This is a genomic window from Blastomonas sp. RAC04 (assembly GCF_001713435.1).
GTDB lineage: Bacteria > Pseudomonadota > Alphaproteobacteria > Sphingomonadales > Sphingomonadaceae > Blastomonas > Blastomonas fulva.
The window spans coordinates 776,128-793,963 of the sequence record NZ_CP016460.1 but is presented as its reverse complement, the minus strand read 5'-3'; the positions used below and the strand labels follow the sequence as shown (position 1 = coordinate 793,963).

General features: G+C 61.1%; 13 protein-coding genes. 5 read left to right on the top strand and 8 right to left on the bottom strand.

The window, feature by feature from the left end:
- Positions 1–3: 3 nt before the first annotated feature.
- The 5 genes from BSY18_RS04830 to BSY18_RS04810 are packed head-to-tail and all read right to left on the bottom strand — an operon-like array spanning position 4 to position 5,218.
- Positions 4–1,398 carry an amidohydrolase family protein gene (locus BSY18_RS04830; protein WP_069049840.1) on the bottom strand — a complete coding sequence of 465 codons (1,395 nt, stop codon included), beginning with the start codon at positions 1,396–1,398 and terminating at the stop codon, positions 4–6.
- Complete coding sequence (locus tag BSY18_RS04825; protein WP_083231311.1) at positions 1,395–2,381, bottom strand: CoA transferase; 987 nt, start codon at positions 2,379–2,381, stop codon at positions 1,395–1,397. The genes BSY18_RS04830 and BSY18_RS04825 overlap by 4 nt, the downstream gene beginning before the upstream one ends.
- Positions 2,378–3,382, bottom strand: a complete 1,005-nt coding sequence (locus tag BSY18_RS04820; RefSeq protein WP_083231310.1) for an enoyl-CoA hydratase/isomerase family protein — start codon at positions 3,380–3,382, stop codon at positions 2,378–2,380. Before BSY18_RS04820 ends, BSY18_RS04825 begins: the two co-directional genes overlap by 4 nt.
- A 19-nt stretch (positions 3,383–3,401) precedes the next feature.
- On the bottom strand, positions 3,402–4,898 hold the full coding sequence (locus tag BSY18_RS04815) for a class I adenylate-forming enzyme family protein (protein WP_069049838.1): 1,497 nt from the start codon (positions 4,896–4,898) through the stop codon (positions 3,402–3,404).
- A gap of 11 nt (positions 4,899–4,909) precedes the next feature.
- On the bottom strand, positions 4,910–5,218 hold the full coding sequence (locus BSY18_RS04810) for a hypothetical protein (protein WP_171900173.1): 309 nt from the start codon (positions 5,216–5,218) through the stop codon (positions 4,910–4,912).
- A 247-nt stretch (positions 5,219–5,465) separates the two neighbouring features.
- On the opposite strand from BSY18_RS04810, the gene BSY18_RS04805 reads away from it, so the two are divergent.
- Both BSY18_RS04805 and BSY18_RS04800 read left to right on the top strand, forming a co-directional pair.
- Complete coding sequence (locus BSY18_RS04805) at positions 5,466–6,644, top strand: FAS1-like dehydratase domain-containing protein (RefSeq protein ID WP_069049837.1); 1,179 nt, start codon at positions 5,466–5,468, stop codon at positions 6,642–6,644.
- 8 nt (positions 6,645–6,652) lie between these two features.
- Complete coding sequence (locus BSY18_RS04800) at positions 6,653–7,816, top strand: sulfotransferase family protein (RefSeq protein ID WP_069051700.1); 1,164 nt, start codon at positions 6,653–6,655, stop codon at positions 7,814–7,816.
- On the opposite strand, the gene BSY18_RS04795 is transcribed toward BSY18_RS04800, so the two are convergent.
- On the bottom strand, positions 7,813–8,568 hold the full coding sequence (locus tag BSY18_RS04795; RefSeq protein WP_069049836.1) for an IclR family transcriptional regulator: 756 nt from the start codon (positions 8,566–8,568) through the stop codon (positions 7,813–7,815). The genes BSY18_RS04800 and BSY18_RS04795 overlap by 4 nt on opposite strands.
- Before the next feature lie 61 nt (positions 8,569–8,629).
- Here BSY18_RS04795 and BSY18_RS04790 point away from each other — a divergent pair, with 61 nt between their 5' ends.
- From BSY18_RS04790 to BSY18_RS04780, 3 genes are all read left to right on the top strand, one after another.
- Positions 8,630–10,219, top strand: a complete 1,590-nt coding sequence (locus BSY18_RS04790) for an acyl-CoA synthetase (protein WP_069049835.1) — start codon at positions 8,630–8,632, stop codon at positions 10,217–10,219.
- Positions 10,216–11,838, top strand: a complete 1,623-nt coding sequence (locus tag BSY18_RS04785) for a hypothetical protein (protein WP_069049834.1) — start codon at positions 10,216–10,218, stop codon at positions 11,836–11,838. The genes BSY18_RS04790 and BSY18_RS04785 overlap by 4 nt, the downstream gene beginning before the upstream one ends.
- 61 nt (positions 11,839–11,899) lie before the next feature.
- The gene (locus BSY18_RS04780; RefSeq protein ID WP_069049833.1) at positions 11,900–13,030 is read left to right on the top strand and encodes an FAS1-like dehydratase domain-containing protein; all 1,131 of its coding nucleotides are present in this window, start codon (positions 11,900–11,902) and stop codon (positions 13,028–13,030) included.
- A gap of 141 nt (positions 13,031–13,171) precedes the next feature.
- Here BSY18_RS04780 and BSY18_RS04775 read toward each other — a convergent pair whose 3' ends face one another.
- Both BSY18_RS04775 and BSY18_RS04770 read right to left on the bottom strand, forming a co-directional pair.
- Complete coding sequence (locus tag BSY18_RS04775; RefSeq protein WP_069049832.1) at positions 13,172–14,665, bottom strand: CoA-acylating methylmalonate-semialdehyde dehydrogenase; 1,494 nt, start codon at positions 14,663–14,665, stop codon at positions 13,172–13,174.
- 194 nt (positions 14,666–14,859) lie between these two features.
- On the bottom strand, positions 14,860–17,583 hold the full coding sequence (locus BSY18_RS04770) for a TonB-dependent receptor domain-containing protein (RefSeq protein WP_083231309.1): 2,724 nt from the start codon (positions 17,581–17,583) through the stop codon (positions 14,860–14,862).
- Between the last annotated feature and the right edge of the window lie 253 nt (positions 17,584–17,836).

Sequence of the window (17,836 nt, the reverse complement as noted above, 5' to 3'; positions counted from 1 at the left end):
AACCTATCGCCCGCGCGAATAGATGGGGCCTAAATGAGCATATCTACCCATGATCGTCATGGCGACGGGGTCAGGATCTGCGTCCCCCGCAAGCTGGTTGACCCAGTCGGCATCGACCAGAATGCAGTCTGCAACGGCTCCGACTGCAAGATCGCCTTGCGCCGTCATCAACTGCAATGCAGACCACGGGCCGATCGCTTCTTCAGCCCCGAGCAATGCACCCGAAGGGCATTGGCGATTTGCCGCCGCACGGATCGACACCCAGGGGTTGACGGGGCCATAGGGCGCATCGCTACCGATCAGCACCGGAATGCCGCTGGCCTGCAACGAAGCCAACCGTTGCAGGTCGGGGAGGTCACCGGCGTCCATCTCCGCCAGATACCTGTCACCGCGGCGGGCGATAAACCCCGGATTGGCGACAACGATCAGCCCAAGCCGGGCGATGTCCTGCATAAGCGCCTGCGGGATCATGCTGCCATGCTCGATGCGATCACCGGGCCTGACCCCGCCTGCCATGTCGAGCACGGCCAGATACACCAGCAGTTCCGCCTCGGTGACGCAATGCGCGGCAACGTTGCGGCCTAGCCTGCGCGCTGCTTCGATGCGGGCAGCGATGCTGGCCGGATCGGGAAGATCGCGTTCATCGTAAAGCAGCTTCACCGGTCCGGTCAGATAGGGCTCACTGTCCGGCAGGTCTTCGCGCCCCATCATCGTCAGGCGCTGCAGCAGGTCCCCTTGGCGGAATGCTGCGCCCAGCAGCGCAGCCTCTTTGGGCCCGTTGTTCGCGCCTGCATCGGTAACGGCGATGACGCCCCGGCGGGCAAGCTCGCGCGACAATGCGGAAAGCGAGGGCGGCCGTGATCCGATGCGCTCCTGCAGCCAGGCATCACCGCGCCAGATGCGCCCGGTGGGGCGTCCCGAGGGATCGGTCTCCACCGCATCGGGCCAGGGCCCATCGCCAAGCTGTGCAAGCCCTGCGCTGTTGAGCATCCACAGCGCTCCCGTCCGGTCCTGAATGCGCACGGGGCGATCGGCTATCCAGCCATCGATCTGCCCGCGATCGGGGATGCCGGAGGCCCGTTCGTCACAACCGATGGCGCGCACCCATTCACCCGGCCCTGCCTGTGCCGCCTTGGCCCGCAGCGCGGCGGCGATGGCATCGGGGTGCGTACACTGTGTCAGATCGACGGATTGCAGCCGCGCCGCTGTGGCGAACAGGTGGATATGATGATCATGCAAGCCGGGGAGCAGCAGCTTTCCATCGCAATCGATGTCGTTATCGCACCGGCCCAGACCCGATGACATGGCCGAGAACCTGCCATCCCGGATGCCGAAATCGACACCGGCGCCGTGATTGAGCCTGACCCCGCGAAGGACAATATCGAACCGATCGGTCATCGCAAACCCGCCCGCCTGGCAAAGTCAGCGGCGCTAGATGCCAGCGCAACATCAATCAGCCCGGCACGCGCTTCGACGATGGCACGCAATGCCAGATGCGCCGCGCGCAGACCTGTCAGCGGGTCGGCCAGCGCATCCCCCAGGAAACTGGGTGCTCCATCCACCCGGCTGATCAGGCCTCCTGCAGCTGCGGTATCGTCTCCAAAACCTACCCGCATCGCGTTGTCCCCCATAAAGCCATGGGCGGTAATCGCGACCCAGATCAGCTGCGGGTGTCGATCGAAAACCGCATCCGGGGTCAGCCCCAGTCGCGCCAGCGCGTGCGGACGTGCGCTGGTGATCAGCACATCGCATCGATCCAGCGCCGCCCCCACCGCAGAGCTGGCCAGGGTCATCGAGACATGGCTTTTGCGGCCATTCAACCGCTGGTGATGGACCGGCGTCGCGACTGCGGTGGGGTCAGGGCGCGCCGGATCTTGAACCTTCGTCACCTCCAGCCCTGCATCCGCGAGCAATGCACCGCACAGCGGCCCTGCCCATAATGCGGACAAGTCCAGCACCTTTAGCGCTCTTTCCGGACGGGTGGCTGGATGCAGTTCGCTTGCCTGCGCGAGCGGGGCCTCTCCTACGACCGACACGGGCATGCCCAGCAAGATAGAGCGTTCCAGCAAGTCCGCGGTGGCCCGTTCCTTGACCAAGCCGATGACTGCGTCCCATGGCGCGTCGGCGTCATCACATTCGAGCCATGCCGCCACGGATGCCAGATCGTCCTGCCGCGCCAGGTTGACGGCCATCCACCCATCGCGAGCTTGAACTAGCCTGCAATGCCGGTTGGGTGACCACAGGCCAGGTGGCTGCAATGCAATGTCACGCTGCAGAAGCATCTCGGGATCTATGGAAACATGCCTTCCCATGTCGCGGGAAAGCGCGGTAATGCGGCGGGCGTCGTCTGCTATTGCATCGAGCAAGAGTGGCGCGGTCATCGGGCTATCTCGTGGACAAGGCCCCAGGCCAGCGCCTGTTTTGCACGGATACGCCTGCCGGAGAGAACCATCCAGGCGGTGCGGTGCCGACCGATTGCGCGCGCGATGCTGGCCGTTCCGCCTGCGCCGGGGATCAACCCCATCCGAAGCTCGGGCAACTGGAACCACGCGTCGGGGCCTGCGATGCGGCGACCGGCGGCAGCGGGAATCTCGATTCCGGAGCCAACACATGCCCCCTGCAGGTACACCTGCCCCCTGCCCCCCAAGCTGTGAAGCAGGCGCGCGCAACTGCGCAGGGTGCGCACGATATGCGCCTGCGAAAGGTCGGTAGCGCTGCCGAATTCACCCAGAGCGCCACCGGTGGAGAAACACCGCCCGTTCGCCCTGAGCCTCAGCTCAGGACCGGTGGGATCATCAAGGATGTTGGCTAGCGCGCCATGCAGCGCATCGCGCATGCCCGCCGTCATGGCATTTTGGGAACCGGGATTGTTCAACGTGACGGTGACAAGGTCTTCGTCCCGCTCGACCAGTACCTCGCTATCGTCGCTGCCCGGGAGCGGCAACGGGCCACGGGCGATGCGCCAGCGCTGGAATTCTGCGCCGCCCAGTAGCGTGGAATAGGCAAGCGACTCCACATCGAGCGCATGGCTAAACGGAATAGTTTCTGAAATCCTGAGCACCCGGCACAGGATGGTCGCTGCGGCAGGCCAATGGTGCGCCGCTTGTGCAAGGTCGCGCAGATGGCTTTCAAGACGCGCATGCTCGATGCTGACCCATGGTGCCGGGGCCTGCTTGGCCGTGGTCACCAGAATGTCGAACTGGCCCGGGTCAACAGGAGGCAGCCGACCTTCCGCATCGATCCCGATGCACACCGCCTGGACCGCTGGTTCGGGCAGATTCCAACTCGGCAAATCGGCGATGATGACGGGCGTGTCACCCAGCGCGGAAAATCGGTCTGCGGTCAGGAAATCGATATCGCCCGGTTGCGGTGCCTTCGCCATGACGGCAAGCCTACCCAGCTCAGCTTTCGCTGGCCAGTTCCGTCTTCAGCACCCGCCGCAGTAACTTGCCAGTTTCATTATAGGGAAGCGCATCGCGGAAGAACCAGCTTTCAGGCGTTTTGGTGGACCGAAGGCGGCTTTTGACATGATACGCCAGCGCCTCCACGTCACCCGGAGCGCCATGCGTGACAATGACAGCGGCAACCTTTTCGCCCCATTGCACGCATGGCAGGCCTAGCACTGCAACGTCTGCGACATCGGCGTGGGCGCGCAGGACGTCCTCAATCTCACCGGGGGAAATGTTTTCGCCGCCCCGCACGATCACGTCGTCCAACCGGCCATCGACAAACAGATAGCCTTCATCATCCAGCCAGCCCGCATCGTTGGTGGCGAACCAGCCATCGTCGGCAATGGCCTTCTTGTGGAGATACTCGCCCGACACCTGATCACCGCGGACATGGATCTCACCGGGTTCGCCCGGATTGCACACGCTGCCGTCCTCGCGTCGGATCTGGAGCTCTATGCTCGGCAGCGGCTTGCCGACCGATCCCAGGCGGCGGCGAACCACCGGATCGGAACTGGCAATGGCTGTGCGGTGATCGGCCGCGCCCAGCAGCGCAATGGTCGAACTGGTTTCGGTGAGCCCATAGGCGTTGACGAAATCGACATGCGGCAAGGCCTCCAGCGCTCGCGCGATCACCGGCTCGGGCATGCGGCCGCCGCCATAGGACAGGGCCCGCAAAGCAGGCAGGGTCACGCCGGATTGGTCAAGCACATCAAGGATACGATCGAGCATCGTGGGCACTACCATTGCGTGGGTGATCCGCTCCCGCGCAGCTATCTCTACCCACGCCTCAGCCGTGAAGGCTGGCAGATAAACGATCCTTCGCCCGCCATAAGCCGATGTCAGGACAGCCGATATCCCGGCGATGTGATAGGGCGGCACGCTGACCAGTGCTGCTTCGTCTTCCCCCGCGCCCAGGAACTCGACTGTCGACATGACATAGGAGGTGAGGTTTGCGTGGCGCAGCATGGCGGCCTTGGGTTCGCCGGTGGTGCCGCTGGTGAACAGAAGAACAGCAACATCGTTTTCAGCATCTTCGGTCGGTTCACCCGCTGGCGGGGATGGCTGCAGAAAGCGTGCCTCGAATTCGCTGCGGGGGCACAGCTGCGCCCCGTCCACCCCCTCAATGCGGGCCAGCATGTCGTCATCGACGATGACGACCGAGGGAGCGGTGCGCGCGATCAGCTTGCGCACTTCAGAATCCGATAGGCGGTAGTTCACCGGCACGAACGGCTTGCCCGCCATACCGCTGGCAAACATGAGAACCGGCAGAGCGGCCCCGTTCAGGCCGACGAAGACGGCATTGTCAGCCCCCGTACCACCCAGCCAGGTCGCTGCAGCCCTGGCGTTGCCGCGCATCGCGGCAAAGTCGAGGCCATCGCCGAGATCGCCCAGGGCCTTGCGCTCTGGAGCGACATCGGCGGTCAGTTCAAGAAGAAGTGGAATCTGCACAGGGCTTCGGCCTAGTCGGACGCAGGAAGGGGTTTGGCGTCCTTGATCTGCAAGGGTCGCCCGTCGAATGCCAGCGAGCCCTTGCCGGCCTTGGCTCCAAGAACCTCGATCCCGCTTTCGGCATCGGTGTAGCGCTTGCCGATCAGCACGCCGCCGGCATGGTCCGGGTGAATACTCCCGCTCGGCGCGGCCGCATCGGTGAGCTCGAGCACCGCGCTGCCTCCGCACTGCAGCACACCTGATGCCCGCGGTGGCCTCACCACAACCATCTGTGCATCGCACACGGCGCTTTTCCAGCGCGATCCTGGTTTGATATCCATGCTGATCGGAACTCCTGCGAATGTTCCATTCTCATGCGGGCAGGCACCTTGGCAATCAAGCGCTGGGAGCCTGAAGGCCGTCATTATCGCCCGTGCGGACATACTGCGGCCCGCCAAGCGCCGCCAATAGCGCGGGTGCGATATGACACCCGGCCCAGGCGATGGATCGCCGCCGGGGCTTTCTTCTATGGCGCGACGGATTACGGAAAAGGCTCACACACAGACACGCCGCTGAGAGGGGATCTTGATGACCACACCGAAACTGGATTGCTCGGATCTCGACAACTACATGGGCAAGCCGATGCAGCCCGCGCGCATGATCGATCCCTTTGCCAACAACGACATCCGCCGCTGGGTGCAGGCCATGCATTATCCAAACCGGCTGCATTATGACGCGATGTTCGCGATGCAGAGCCGCCATGGCGGTCTGATTGCGCCGCAGAGCTTCCCCGTCACCATGGACGATGGCCATGGCTCGGCCCCAAGCTGCATCGGGCTGATCCCCAACTCGCACATGCTGTTCGGCGGCGATGAATGGTGGTTCTACGGCCCGGTCGTACGCGCAGGAGACCGGATCTGGAACGAGCGGGTGCCGTTCGATTACGCGATCAAGGAAACCAAGTTTGCCGGCCCCACCTGCTTCCAGCGCGGGGACAATTTCTATTACAACCAGCACGGAGATCTGGTCGCCAAGCAGCGCTCGACCTCGATCCGCTATTCGCAGGAGGCAGGCGAGGCCAGCCAGTCCGGAACCACCGAAGGATATGATGATCCGGTGTGGACCGATGATGAGCTGGAAGCCCTTGAAGCGCGCAAATACACCTGGATCAAGATGCTGCACGATCTGGGCCACTCGCCGCGCTACTGGGATGATGTCGAAGCAGGAACCGCGCTGCCCGAGCGCGTGTTCGGCCCGCACTCGATTGTCAGCTTCACCACCGAATGGCGCAGCTACACCTTCACCCAATGGGGATCGATGCACCGCCGGACTGATCTCGACATGGCGATGCTGGGTTTTGTCGGCCCCATGGCAGGCCCCGAGCAGGACCCGACCGAAGAGGCCAACAACCCAGAAAACACCGATGGTGCGTACATCGGCCCGTCGCGCGGACACCTTTTCCCGCGCTGGGCACGCTATATCGGCATGCCGCGCGGCTATGGCTATGGTGCATCGATGGGGGCATGGATCACCGACTATCTGGCCGGATGGGCCAGCGAATGGGGCATGGTGCGCCACTCGGTCGCCAACTATCGCAGCCCCGCACTGACCGGCGACATCACCATCATGACCGGCAACATCCTTGACAAATATGTCGATGCCGATGGCCGCCACATGATCGCAGTAGACTGCAGGATGGAAAATCAACTGGGCGGCGTGCTGGCGACGGCCAAGGCCGAAATCGAACTCATGAAGAAACCGGGATAACGATGACCATGACAATGACCGTGACCGCACTGGATACCGGGACCCTGCTGGCCGCAGCATCAGCACAGGCTGGCCTGTCCGACTTTGGCGACCCCAGCTTCCGCGAAGGTCTCGATGTTCTGGTCAAGGCCTTGAACGACGAAGCCAGGCTGACCGAAGCTGCATCAGGGCGCGTTGCGGCCAGCATTGTCGCCACGCTGGTCAACCGCCTGCAGGTTGAGGACCATCTGGCCCGGCACCCCCAACTGCTGGATGCGCCGATCGTCAAGCCTACATTCGTCTTCGGCCTGCCGCGCACCGGCACGACGCTTGCGATCAACCTCCTGGCGGCGGATCCGGCACGGCGCAGCTTCATGCGGTGGGAGGCGTTTGCAAGCGCGCCGCCGGCAGCAAAGGGCGAGCTGCGCAGCGACCCCCGCTATCATGCCGAACAGGCCAAGCTCGACATGTCGCTGAAGTACGTGCCTCACATTTCGGCGATGCATCATGAAGATGCCGATTCATCGTGCGAATGCCAGTTTGCGATGTCGCCGACCTTCTGCTCGCAGGTGTATGACTCTCAATACGACGTCCCGAGCTATCACGCGTGGTTCATGAAGACCGATTACCGCGCCGCGTTCCGTTATCACAAGCGGCTGATGCAGCTGCTTCAACAGGACAACAAGGGCCACTGGACCTTCAAGAACCCTTGGCATCCGCTGTATCTCGATGCGCTGACCGAGATCTATCCCGATGCACAGCTGGTCATGACCCACCGAGATCCTGCAGATGTCGTCGCGTCGGCATGCTCGCTCGTTTACGCAGTTCGCAAGCTGTACAGCGAAGATGTTGACCCGATTGCGGTTGCAGAGGTGTCGCTCGAGACTTTTGGCGCCATGATCGATCGCACGCTCGCCTATGAAGCGAAGCACGGAGCGGGGTCGATCCATCACATTCAGTACAAGGAACTGACCGCCGACCCCATTGGCGAGATGCACAAACTTTATACACATTTCGGCGATGCGCTGACCGATGATGCGGCCGCCGCGATGCAGAACATGCTGGACAGCAACCCGCAGGGCAAACACGGCAAACATGCCTACGCGCTAGAGGACTATGGTCTTACCCGCGACAAGGTTTACAGCCATTTTGCCGATTACATCGAACGGTTCGCCATTCCCGTAAAGGGCTAGCCCTGGTCCAGCCTGTCTGATGCTGTTCGGGCCGCGGCGGACAGGTGTTCACCTATGGTCTGAACGCCGGCGCGCTCAACCGCGCTGGCCAGGCCCACCGCGACCAGAGCGTGGCTCAGACTGCCCCTGCCATTGGTGACCGGAGCGGCGATCACGGTGACACCCGCGATGTAATGGCCGCGATCGAGTGCATACCCCTGGCGTTTCGTCTCGGCGACCTGCTCGCACCAGTCGGCATAAGTTGGCGGATTGTCCCAGCGCAGCTTGTGGAAGCGGCGTTCCAGTTCGCCTGACGGGTAGCCACCAAAGGCCGCGATGCACCGCCCCGTTGCGCTGATCAGCGCGGGAAAACGGCTGCCGACATGCGCGGACAACTGAAAATTCGCGCTGCCCTGCGATGTCGCAACAACCACCATGTGCTGCAATCCGACGACCTGAACCGCAAGCATCGTGACATTATAGTCGCGCGACAGCCGATCGAGCGCTGGCTGAATCACATCGGCAAACCGGTTTCGGCGCAACCATCCGCGCGCCAGGGTCAGCACGCCGGCATCCAAAGTGTAACGTTTGGTGTCGGGATCGAAAGCCACCAGCTCCTCCTCCGTCAGCGCGCGCAGCACGTACAGGCAGGTTGACGGCACGAGGCCCAACGCCCGGGCGATAGTGTTCACACCCAGCGGCGTGTCACTTTTGCCCAGAAGCCGCAGAATTGCGGCCGCGCGGGCGATGGCGGGGGCTTTGCTGTCAGTCATTCGATATATTGAATAGCATTCATTATTTACAACAGCAAGGCGCTTGTGGGACAGCGTCCGCATGATCCGACTCACTGACCTTTCAAGCTATGCCGACGCCCAGCAGCATGCATCGATGGATGCCCTTTGGGCGCTGTTTGATGGCGACCGCACGAAACTGAATATCGCTCACGAGTGCATCACCCGCCATGCGGACGGGAGCGGACGTGCAGCAGTACGGATCGCCCACTCCGACGGCGCTGATGAAATCCTCAGCTTCGATCAAATCCATGCCGGTGCGGCACGCTTCGCGCACTGGCTGGACAGCGAGGGTATAAAGCCTGGCGAGCGGATCGCCTTCATGTTGGAGCCGTCGCTCGCCTTTTACGTCTGCCTCTTTGGCGCGATGCAGACCGGCGCGATATCCGTCCCCATGTTCACGCTGTTCGGCCCGGATGCGCTGCGCCTGCGCGTGGGCGACTGTACCCCGGCGATGCTGGTCACCAATGCCGAAAAGGCCGATATGGCACGCAGCATCGTTAACGAGGATGGCAAACCCGCCGTGATCGTTGCCGATGACACGTTCCTCGCGTCGATCGCTCATTTCCCAGCAACATATACACCTCGAACACGCGCGGACGATCTTGCCGTTTTCCAGTACACCAGTGGCACCACGCGCGAATTGCCCGAAGCGGTGAAGCATACTCACAAGGCGCTGGTAACGCTCATGTTCGCGGCGCTCTATGGCACCGGCATCCGCCCAGGAGACGAATTCTTCTGCCCGTCGTCACCCGCGTGGGGCCATGGACTTTGGCATGGCACGCTCGCGCCGCTGGGGCTGGGCGTGACGACCGGAACCTTTGCAGGCCGATTTGATCCCGTCCGGCTGATGCAGGCGCTCGACGATTTTGGCATAACCAACATGAGCGCCGCCGCGACCCATTATCGCATGATGAAGAACACGGGCAAAGGCGACGACTACACCTTCCATTTCCAAAAGCTGAGCTACACCGGCGAGCCGATCGATCCGGCTACGCTCGACTGGATCGACAGCCATTTCAAGACCCCCGCATGTTCGATGTACGGCACCACCGAGATCGGCGTGGTGCTGGTCAACTATCCCGGTGCACAGGATTTTCACGTCAAGCCGGGCTCGCTGGGCAAGGCAATTCCTGGCCAGCGGCTGGAGGTCCAACGCCCTGATGGCAGCATGTCGGCGCCCGGAGAAATCGGAGAGCTGATGCTCTGGCGCCGCGGCCAATGGGAAACGACCAAGGATCGCGCAAAGATCGACGCCGATGGGTATTTCTACCACTGCGGACGTGCTGATGATGTCATCATCTCGGCTGGCTGGACGATGTCTGCCGTAGAGATCGAAAACACCATGCTGAAGCACGACAACGTGCTGGAATGTGCGGTGATCGGCGCACCCGATGAAAAGCGCGGACAGGTGGTGAAGGCCTTTGTCATCGCCAATGTCGCAGGCAGCGACGCCCTGACCAGGGAACTGCAGGATTTTACGCGGAAGAAACTGGCCCAGCACGAATTTCCACGCATCGTGGAGTTTGTCAGCGAGCTACCCAAAACACCCGCTGGAAAGGTCAACCGCAAGGTCCTGCGCGACCGCGAGGCCGCCAGGCTTGCAGATATAACACCGGAGCAGACGCTGTGAGCGCCAAACTTGCACTCAGTACCCTGCTGGCGATATTCGCCGCAGCCCCCGTTCTGGCCAGCGTCCCGGACGACACCGCAACTGGTCGTCACATCGTCCGTACCGTGCCCCTGCCCGAAGATGTCACGATCGACAGCGCGACTTATACGCCATCGGGCAAGCTGCTGCTCGCGATCATGACCAGTGGCGCAGAGAATCCGCGCGACATCACGCTTGCCACGATCAACGATGATGGCACGGGCATGCGCGTCTTCTTCAAGCAGAAAATTCCCGAGCGGGCCAAGGATAACGGGCTGCGCTACATGGTTTTCGCCGACAATCGGCGGATCTTTACCGGTGATTTCATCATCGAATGCCGCCGGAGCCTCGAACGCTGCCGGAATCCTGAAATCCTTCCCGTAACATTCCCGCCGGAAGTTGCCGACGGCCCGAACATCGCGCACCGATGGTCTGAAATTGTCGTTGCACCCGACAACCGCACGATTTCCTGGACGACCTTGCTGTCGAATTACGCGGCGGTTGTGATGACCGGCGAACTGGTGAAAACGGGCAAAGGCTATGTGATTTCCAAACCGCAAATCATCAGCACGCTCGAGCCTTTCAAGCCGGACCCGCAGCATCCAGATGGCGTGATTCCCGAACCGCTCCGCGGCGGGGAGGTCAAGCAATTCGTCAACGGAGGGGCCGCGTTGTCGTTCGCCGGTGGCCTCAATCGCGTTCTGGCCAATTCGACCATCCAGGATCTTGCGACCGGTGCCGTAAAGCCCGTCACCGACACGCCAAGCTACACTGAAACGACGATCTTTTCGCCCGACGAAAAGCTGGGCATCACCATGTCGACGCGCTTCTCGCCTGCAACCGATCTGGCGATACTGGGTCTGGTGCCGCGCCCGCATCCGGCAACGCTCAACATGGGCCTGAACATGTTCGCCTACACGCACAGCGTCACCGGTGTTCGCAAGGCGCGTGAGGGCAATGTCGGTCCCGCGCTGATCGATATCAAGACCTCGATGACGCAGCCGGGCTATCAGGGCACCAATCTGAATACGAGCCCTGACTGGGTATTTTATTCGCCCATGTCCTGGCATCCCGGCAGCAAACGCGCCTCTTGGGTGGAGGGCTTGAGAGGACGCACCGCCAAGCGCATCCAGATCGTCGAGTTGCCCGATTACCGCGCCGGCCCTGCCGTGCCGGCCAAGGCAACGCCAAGCGAACTGCCTTATGCATCGTCGGACATGTCGGTGATACCCGCGCTCGTCGGCCGCTCGCAGGATATCGATGTCAAGGTGTTCGGAAGGTCGTCCGGTCACATCACCTTCCGACGCACGGCGGCAAGGATCGAAAAGACCTATGTCGACTACAGCGACGACGGCCGCAATGTCTGGAGCGGCAGCGAAACCACGGACGTCAATCCGCGCGGAAATTCGACCTATTCCGCCAAGCTCACCCTGACCGGCGAGACAGCGGGCGCAATGGACCTGACCGTGACATTCGGGCCGCTGGGTGGCGACCACCCCGCAGGGCTGATCTTCGAACCCGACGCCGCCGGCAATCCGCAGACGCGCGGCTTTGCGGAATACCAGGGGCAGCGCCTGACGGTTGCCGGGCTCGTGCCCTAGCGCAGGAGCCTGCCCCCTCAACGATTACACAACAGCCATCCATTTTTTAGGAGAAGACCAAATGGCCGAAGCCAAATTTCCCAAGATCACCGAGCAAGGACTGGATGATTTGCGCACGCGTATCGGCGTGAAGATCGAAAACACCGTCGAGCCGTGGAACTATGAGGCAACGCGAGATGCTATTCGCCACTACGCCCATGGCATTGGCGACGACAATCCGCTGTGGTGCGACCCGAATTACGCCAAGACCACCAGATATGGCGATGTCGTCGCGCTTCCCAGCTTCCTGTTCACCACGAGCCGCCTAATATCGGGCTATTGTGGCGGCCTGTCGGGCGTGCATGCGATGTGGGCCGGAGCCGACTGGACCTGGCACAAGCCGGTGATGCGCAACGATACCATTCGCACCGAGGCGTATCTCAAGGACCTGATCGAGCATCAGACCAAATTTGCCGGACGTTCATTCCAGCAGATCTATCACGTCGATTTCTTCAACCAGCATGGCGACATGGTGGCAGAAGCCGACAGCTGGGTGTTTCGCACCGATCGTGATATCGCGCGCGAACAAGGCACCAAGTACACCGAAAGCCGCGGCCGCGTCGAACAGCTGAGCGACGAACAGCTTGCCGAGTGGGGCAAACTCTACGCCAACGAAGAAATCCGCGGCGCAAACCCGCGCTATTGGGAAGACGTCAAGGTCGGCGACGAACTGCCGCGCATGATGAAGGGGCCGATGACGGTCACCGGTTTCATCTGCTACGCGCAGGGCTGGGGCGGTCTTTACATCCGCGCCAACAAGCTCGCCTGGCAGATGCAGCAGGCGCACCCCGGCCTGGGGATCAAGAACCGCTTCAACGTGCCCGATTGCCCCGAGCGCGTGCACTGGGACGAAGCCTTCGCTCTCGAAGTGGGCGCTCCAGGTGCGTATGATTACGGCCCGGAACGCAATAGCTGGCTGACACACCACATTACCAACTGGATTGGCGATGATGGCTTCCTGCACAAATCCAAGTGCCAGATCCGCCGCCACAATCCCGATGGCGACGTAATCTTCATCGACGGTCAGGTGATCCGCAAATTCGAGGAAAACGGCAAGAAGTACGTCGAAATCCAGCAGCAGGCCGTTACGCATCGTGACGAGGTTTCAGCCTTTGGTACTGCTATCGCGGAACTGCCCAGCAAGCCTGCCTGAAATTGATCCGTCTGCAAAGAGCCAGTCCGGGCAAGCGCAAGGGCCGGGCTTTTACCCCAGACGCGCTACCCACAGTAAATGAAGAGGGCCGCAGCATCGACATGCTGCGGCCCTCTCCTGTTTGAGCGTGATGCCCCGCCTTTACCCCATGGTCGGGATGATGAACGCGTTGCTGGCATCATCACCGCCATCGGGCCACCTGGCGGTCACGGTCTTGACCTTGGTCCAGAAGCGGACGCCTTCCATTCCGTACTGGTTCTGATCCCCAAAGCCGGACCGTTTCCAACCGCCAAAGCTGTGATAGGCGACCGGAACGGGGATCGGCACATTGATGCCGACCATGCCGACATTCACACGCGCAGCGAACTCCCGCGCTACGTGGCCGTTTCGCGTAAAGGCTGCGACACCGTTGCCATATTGGTGCTGGCTTGGTAGCGCGAGCGCGGTTTCGAAATCCGGCGCGCGCACGATCTGCAAAACAGGTCCAAAAATCTCCTGCTTGTAGCTTTCCATATCTGCAGTGACATGGTCGAGCAGCGTCGGGCCGATGAAAAAGCCCTGCTCTTGCCCCTGCAGCACCAGATTGCGACCATCGATCACCAGCTCGGACCCCTCGTCCACCGCAGTCTGAATCCAGCCTTCGACCTTCGCCTTATGCTGCGCTGTGACGACTGGCCCGAAATGCGCATCGGCATCGGTCGAGATGCCGACCTTCAGCGCGTGGATGGCCGACACCAGCTTTTCGCGCAGCCGTTCGGCGGTTTCTTCGCCTACCGGGACGACCACGGGTAGCGCCATACAGCGCTCGCCCGCCGAACCGAATGCTGCGCCGCAGACGTCATTCACCACCTGATCCAGATCGGCATCGGGCATGACGATGCCATGGTTCTTCGCCCCGCCCATGGCCTGGACACGCTTGCCTGCCGCGACGCCCCGCGAATAGACATATTGGGCGATATCGGACGATCCCACGAAGCTGACTGCGGCGATGGCCGGGTGGTCCAGGATGGCGTCAACCATCTCCTTGTCGCCATGAACCACCTGGAAGATTCCGGCGGGAAGCCCTGCCTCCTGAAACAGTTCGGCAAGCCGATTGGGCACGCTGGGATCACGCTCGGAAGGCTTCAGGATGAACGCATTGCCGACAGCCACGGCGACCGCGCCCATCCATAGCGGGATCATTGCCGGGAAGTTGAACGGCGTGATCCCTGCCCCGATGCCGATGGGCTGGCGCATCGAATACACATCGATCCCCGGCCCCGCCCCTTGCGAGTATTCACCCTTGAGAGCGTGAGGAATGCCGCAGCAGAATTCCACCACCTCAAGGCCACGCTGGATGTCGCCGCGGGAATCGGCGATCACTTTCCCGTGCTCGGCTGACAGCATCTCCGCCAGTTCGTCGATGTGTCTTTCGATCAGCGCCTTGAAACGGAACATGACACGCGCACGGCGCTGCGGGTTAGTGGCTGCCCAGGCAGGCTGCGCAGCCTGCGCCGCCGAAACCGCCTGTGCCAGCACGGCAGCATCGCCCAGGCCTACCCGTGCTTGAACGCCGCCGTTGTTGGGATCAAGGACATCGCCAAAGCGCGCGGCCGGGGGCATTTTTCCGACGATGAAATGATCGATCTGCCGCATGTCTCTACCTCGCATAACCCACGTTACATGCCGCGTTGCACAATGCTTCGGCTCGCGTCCAGAAGGCTGGCGAAAGCATCGATAGGGCGATGCGGAGCGGTCGATTCATTCATGATCTCCGCCCGATGGTTAAAAAAAGGGGCCGATGGTTCACCATCGGCCCCTGGGCAGGAGAAAAGACTGAAGGCTGAGTGTCAGAATTTGCGGGAAACCCCGAGCTTGATAACTCGACCAAGGGTAAAGTTGTTGTAGCTCAGATTGTTGGTGTTGGCGCGGCGGATCGTCTGCGGCTCTTCCTCGAACACGTTGTCGACAATCAATCTGAACGACGTGCCATTAAGAACACCGCCCGACTCACCGATGTCGTAGCCAAAGAACAGGTTAGCTGTAACGAATGGATCGACCACTTCGACCTGCCCCAGATTATTGACCGCCTGGTCCCGGAACTTGCCAGAATAATTGAGCGTTACCCGAGCGGAAAACGCCCCGTTGTTCCATCCGACAAAGCCGGTTGCAGAAAATTCGGGCGATCCAATGCCAAGCTGGTTGGTAGTCACGCCACCAGTGGTCAAGATTGCCTTGGTCTGCTTGGTGCCGCTGACGCCAAACGCCAGGCGACCGATGCTGCTTTCGGTCTGGTAGGACAGATTGAAGTCGATTCCTTCAATCGTTGCGGCGTTCAGGTTGGTGATCCGGGTATCAACTACCAGACCGATATTGGAGGCCACTTGCTGAGCACCCAAAGCCGCCCCGTTCGTCAAACTATCCAGGATTGCTGCATACTGAGAAGCGGTAACATTGTAGGTATAGAGTTCAGGGTTGGTAGTATAGGTGCTCACGATAGAGGGATTGAGCGCACCAAGCGCGTTATCGAGATCGATCGAGTAGAACTGACCGCCGAAACGAAGCCCCTGCATCGGCGTGGCGTTGAAGCCAATCGCATAGCTTTCTGCGGTCTGTGGTCGCAGATTAGGGCGTGAACCCTGGAGCACCAGGGCGCAGGTGCCCTGTCGGCTTGTGTCGCGACCGAGCGGATCGACCGGCCGCTGCGCCGGGTTGGTGCTGCCCGCGACGTAGATGCCGCAAGCAAAACGGCCAGTTCCTATGGCCAGATTGTCAATCGCGGTTGGAGCATTGAATGACGTGTTCCAGTGTCCATAGATGCTCAGCCACGATACGGGTTTGAGGTCGAACCCGATGCTGGGGTTCGTCGTCGAACCGAAGTCGCTATAGTCGTCAAAGCGGAGCGAACCGTTTAGATCGATAAACGAGAAGACCGGCAGTGAAACTTCAGCAAACACCGATTTGGCGTTGCGCACGGACTTCATGAACGGCACCGCCGAAATCGATCCAAATGGCCCCTGCGACAGGCGGCTTTCGGCGTTGTTGTCCTGATATTCGATGCCGACGGCAAGCTTCGCATCTCCGCCGGGAAGAGCAAACAGAGGACCATCCGCAACAGTCCGGAACATGAAGAGTTCCTGCGTCGTCTCCTGGGCATTGGTGAAGTTGGTGATGCTGTTGATGACGTCCGCACTCGCCGCAGCGACGTTGCGCGGATTGAGCAAACCTGCGTTTACCGCAGCCTGCGCTCTCACCGTGTCAACATTGGGAAACGACTGATAGTTGGTCGAACGACCGAAATGCGCACTGGAGCGCACCAGCCACTCCCCACCGACGTCGAAGGTCAGTTCAGGTGTCACGCCCCACGTTTCAAAGCCGACCTCGTTCGGCGTGTTCTCATAGGCTGCATTCGGGCTAAACGAAAAGCTGGTGCCGCCCAGAATTGTAACGATCGTGCCGGGAGGCGGGTTGTTTGCCGGAGGGACAAACACCTGTGCCGCTGTGGTGAAGCCGCGCGGGAAAACCGCAATGTCGGTATCGCGCTTGGTGAAGTAGGCAGTGACACGAAGATCGATGTTGTCGGCAACCTGCTGGGACAACGCCGCAAAAACGCTCGTGCGCTCTTGCTTTGGCAGATACGTCGCACCAGCCGTCGCATCGCAAGGCGTTCCGATCGGGAAGGTCCCTGCTCCGGGAGCCGCAGGGTTGCTGGTAAACTGGTTGGCCGCAGGCCCGAACTTGAAGAAGCGGACTTCGGTACCGACCGGATTGGGACACTGGGTGAAGCTGAACCGCGCATTACCCTGGGCATCGAAAACCTGGCCGGATGCCCAATCGGTTTGTCCGTTGAGAATGCCATTGCGCTCAGAATGGGTCACCGAAACATAAGCATTGCCCGTTGCCCAGCTTTGCCCGGCCGTTATTGAGGCATCCCAGACGTCATAGGCATCGATTGTCGTGCCAAAGCCGTAGTTTGCATCGACCTTGATACCTTCAAACTTCCGCAGCGTACGGAAGTTGATGACACCGGCGACCGCATCGGCACCGTAAAGCGACGACCCGCCGTCGGTCACCACATCGAGACCTTCGATCACGGCAGCGGGGAGGACGTCAGGATCGATCGATGCCTGGTTTACACCCAGCGGCGTCGCGCGCATGCCGTCTATCAGCACAAGCGTAAGGCCGCCCGACGTCTGGTTGACCCCTGGCAGATTGCGCAGATTGGGGCGGTTGATCGACGTGCCCGAGCCAACGACGCCGCGTGGATCAACTTCGAAACGGCCGTTGAAGGCATTTGAGATTTGCGGGATGGCACCCAGCAGTTCGTTGGTGGAGCTTGCGCCGCGCTCGATGATTTCCTGGGAATCAACGCTGAGGGTCTGCGATCCGACGGCGGTGGTTCCGCGGATGAGTGTACCGACGACGACGATGTCTTCCTTCTTGCCGCCTTCGTCGGCGGCTTCGTCAGCTTCCTGTCCGAATGCAGGTATTGCCCATGCTGCGCACAACGCGGTTGCAGCATATAAAGACTGCCTGGCGCAAGATCCCCTCATCACACTCTCCCTTTTTGTCATCTTGCCGGAACTTGAACGACCGGATTTGAGGCCAGGCCTACTGGAGATATGGAGGATTTGCTATTGCCGCTGCGACGCTCATCGCCCCAGCGAAATGTTAAACGACACAGGTGTTGCTTAGCGCGCAGGTCTGTCGTGGATTCCGATCAATTATCAGCCATGTTTCTATAGCCTTAGTTCTGATTTGTGGGTGTTTTCGCAGGCTACTACGCCACAGCGATATGCGATTGCGAGCCTCGGTCCGCATGGACAG

Bases quoted from the DNA above. Each gene is read 5' to 3' on its own strand.
- BSY18_RS04830 (WP_069049840.1), bottom strand. From the start codon at position 1,398: ATGACCGATCGGTTCGATATTGTCCTTCGCGGGGTCAGGCTCAATCAC.
- BSY18_RS04825 (WP_083231311.1), bottom strand. From the start codon at position 2,381: ATGACCGCGCCACTCTTGCTCGATGCAATAGCAGACGACGCCCGCCGC.
- BSY18_RS04820 (WP_083231310.1), bottom strand. From the start codon at position 3,382: ATGGCGAAGGCACCGCAACCGGGCGATATCGATTTCCTGACCGCAGAC.
- BSY18_RS04810 (WP_171900173.1), bottom strand. From the start codon at position 5,218: ATGGATATCAAACCAGGATCGCGCTGGAAAAGCGCCGTGTGCGATGCA.
- BSY18_RS04805 (WP_069049837.1), top strand. From the start codon at position 5,466: ATGACCACACCGAAACTGGATTGCTCGGATCTCGACAACTACATGGGC.
- BSY18_RS04800 (WP_069051700.1), top strand. From the start codon at position 6,653: ATGACAATGACCGTGACCGCACTGGATACCGGGACCCTGCTGGCCGCA.
- BSY18_RS04795 (WP_069049836.1), bottom strand. From the start codon at position 8,568: ATGACTGACAGCAAAGCCCCCGCCATCGCCCGCGCGGCCGCAATTCTG.
- BSY18_RS04790 (WP_069049835.1), top strand. From the start codon at position 8,630: ATGATCCGACTCACTGACCTTTCAAGCTATGCCGACGCCCAGCAGCAT.
- BSY18_RS04780 (WP_069049833.1), top strand. From the start codon at position 11,900: ATGGCCGAAGCCAAATTTCCCAAGATCACCGAGCAAGGACTGGATGAT.
- BSY18_RS04775 (WP_069049832.1), bottom strand. From the start codon at position 14,665: ATGCGGCAGATCGATCATTTCATCGTCGGAAAAATGCCCCCGGCCGCG.
- BSY18_RS04770 (WP_083231309.1), bottom strand. From the start codon at position 17,583: ATGACAAAAAGGGAGAGTGTGATGAGGGGATCTTGCGCCAGGCAGTCT.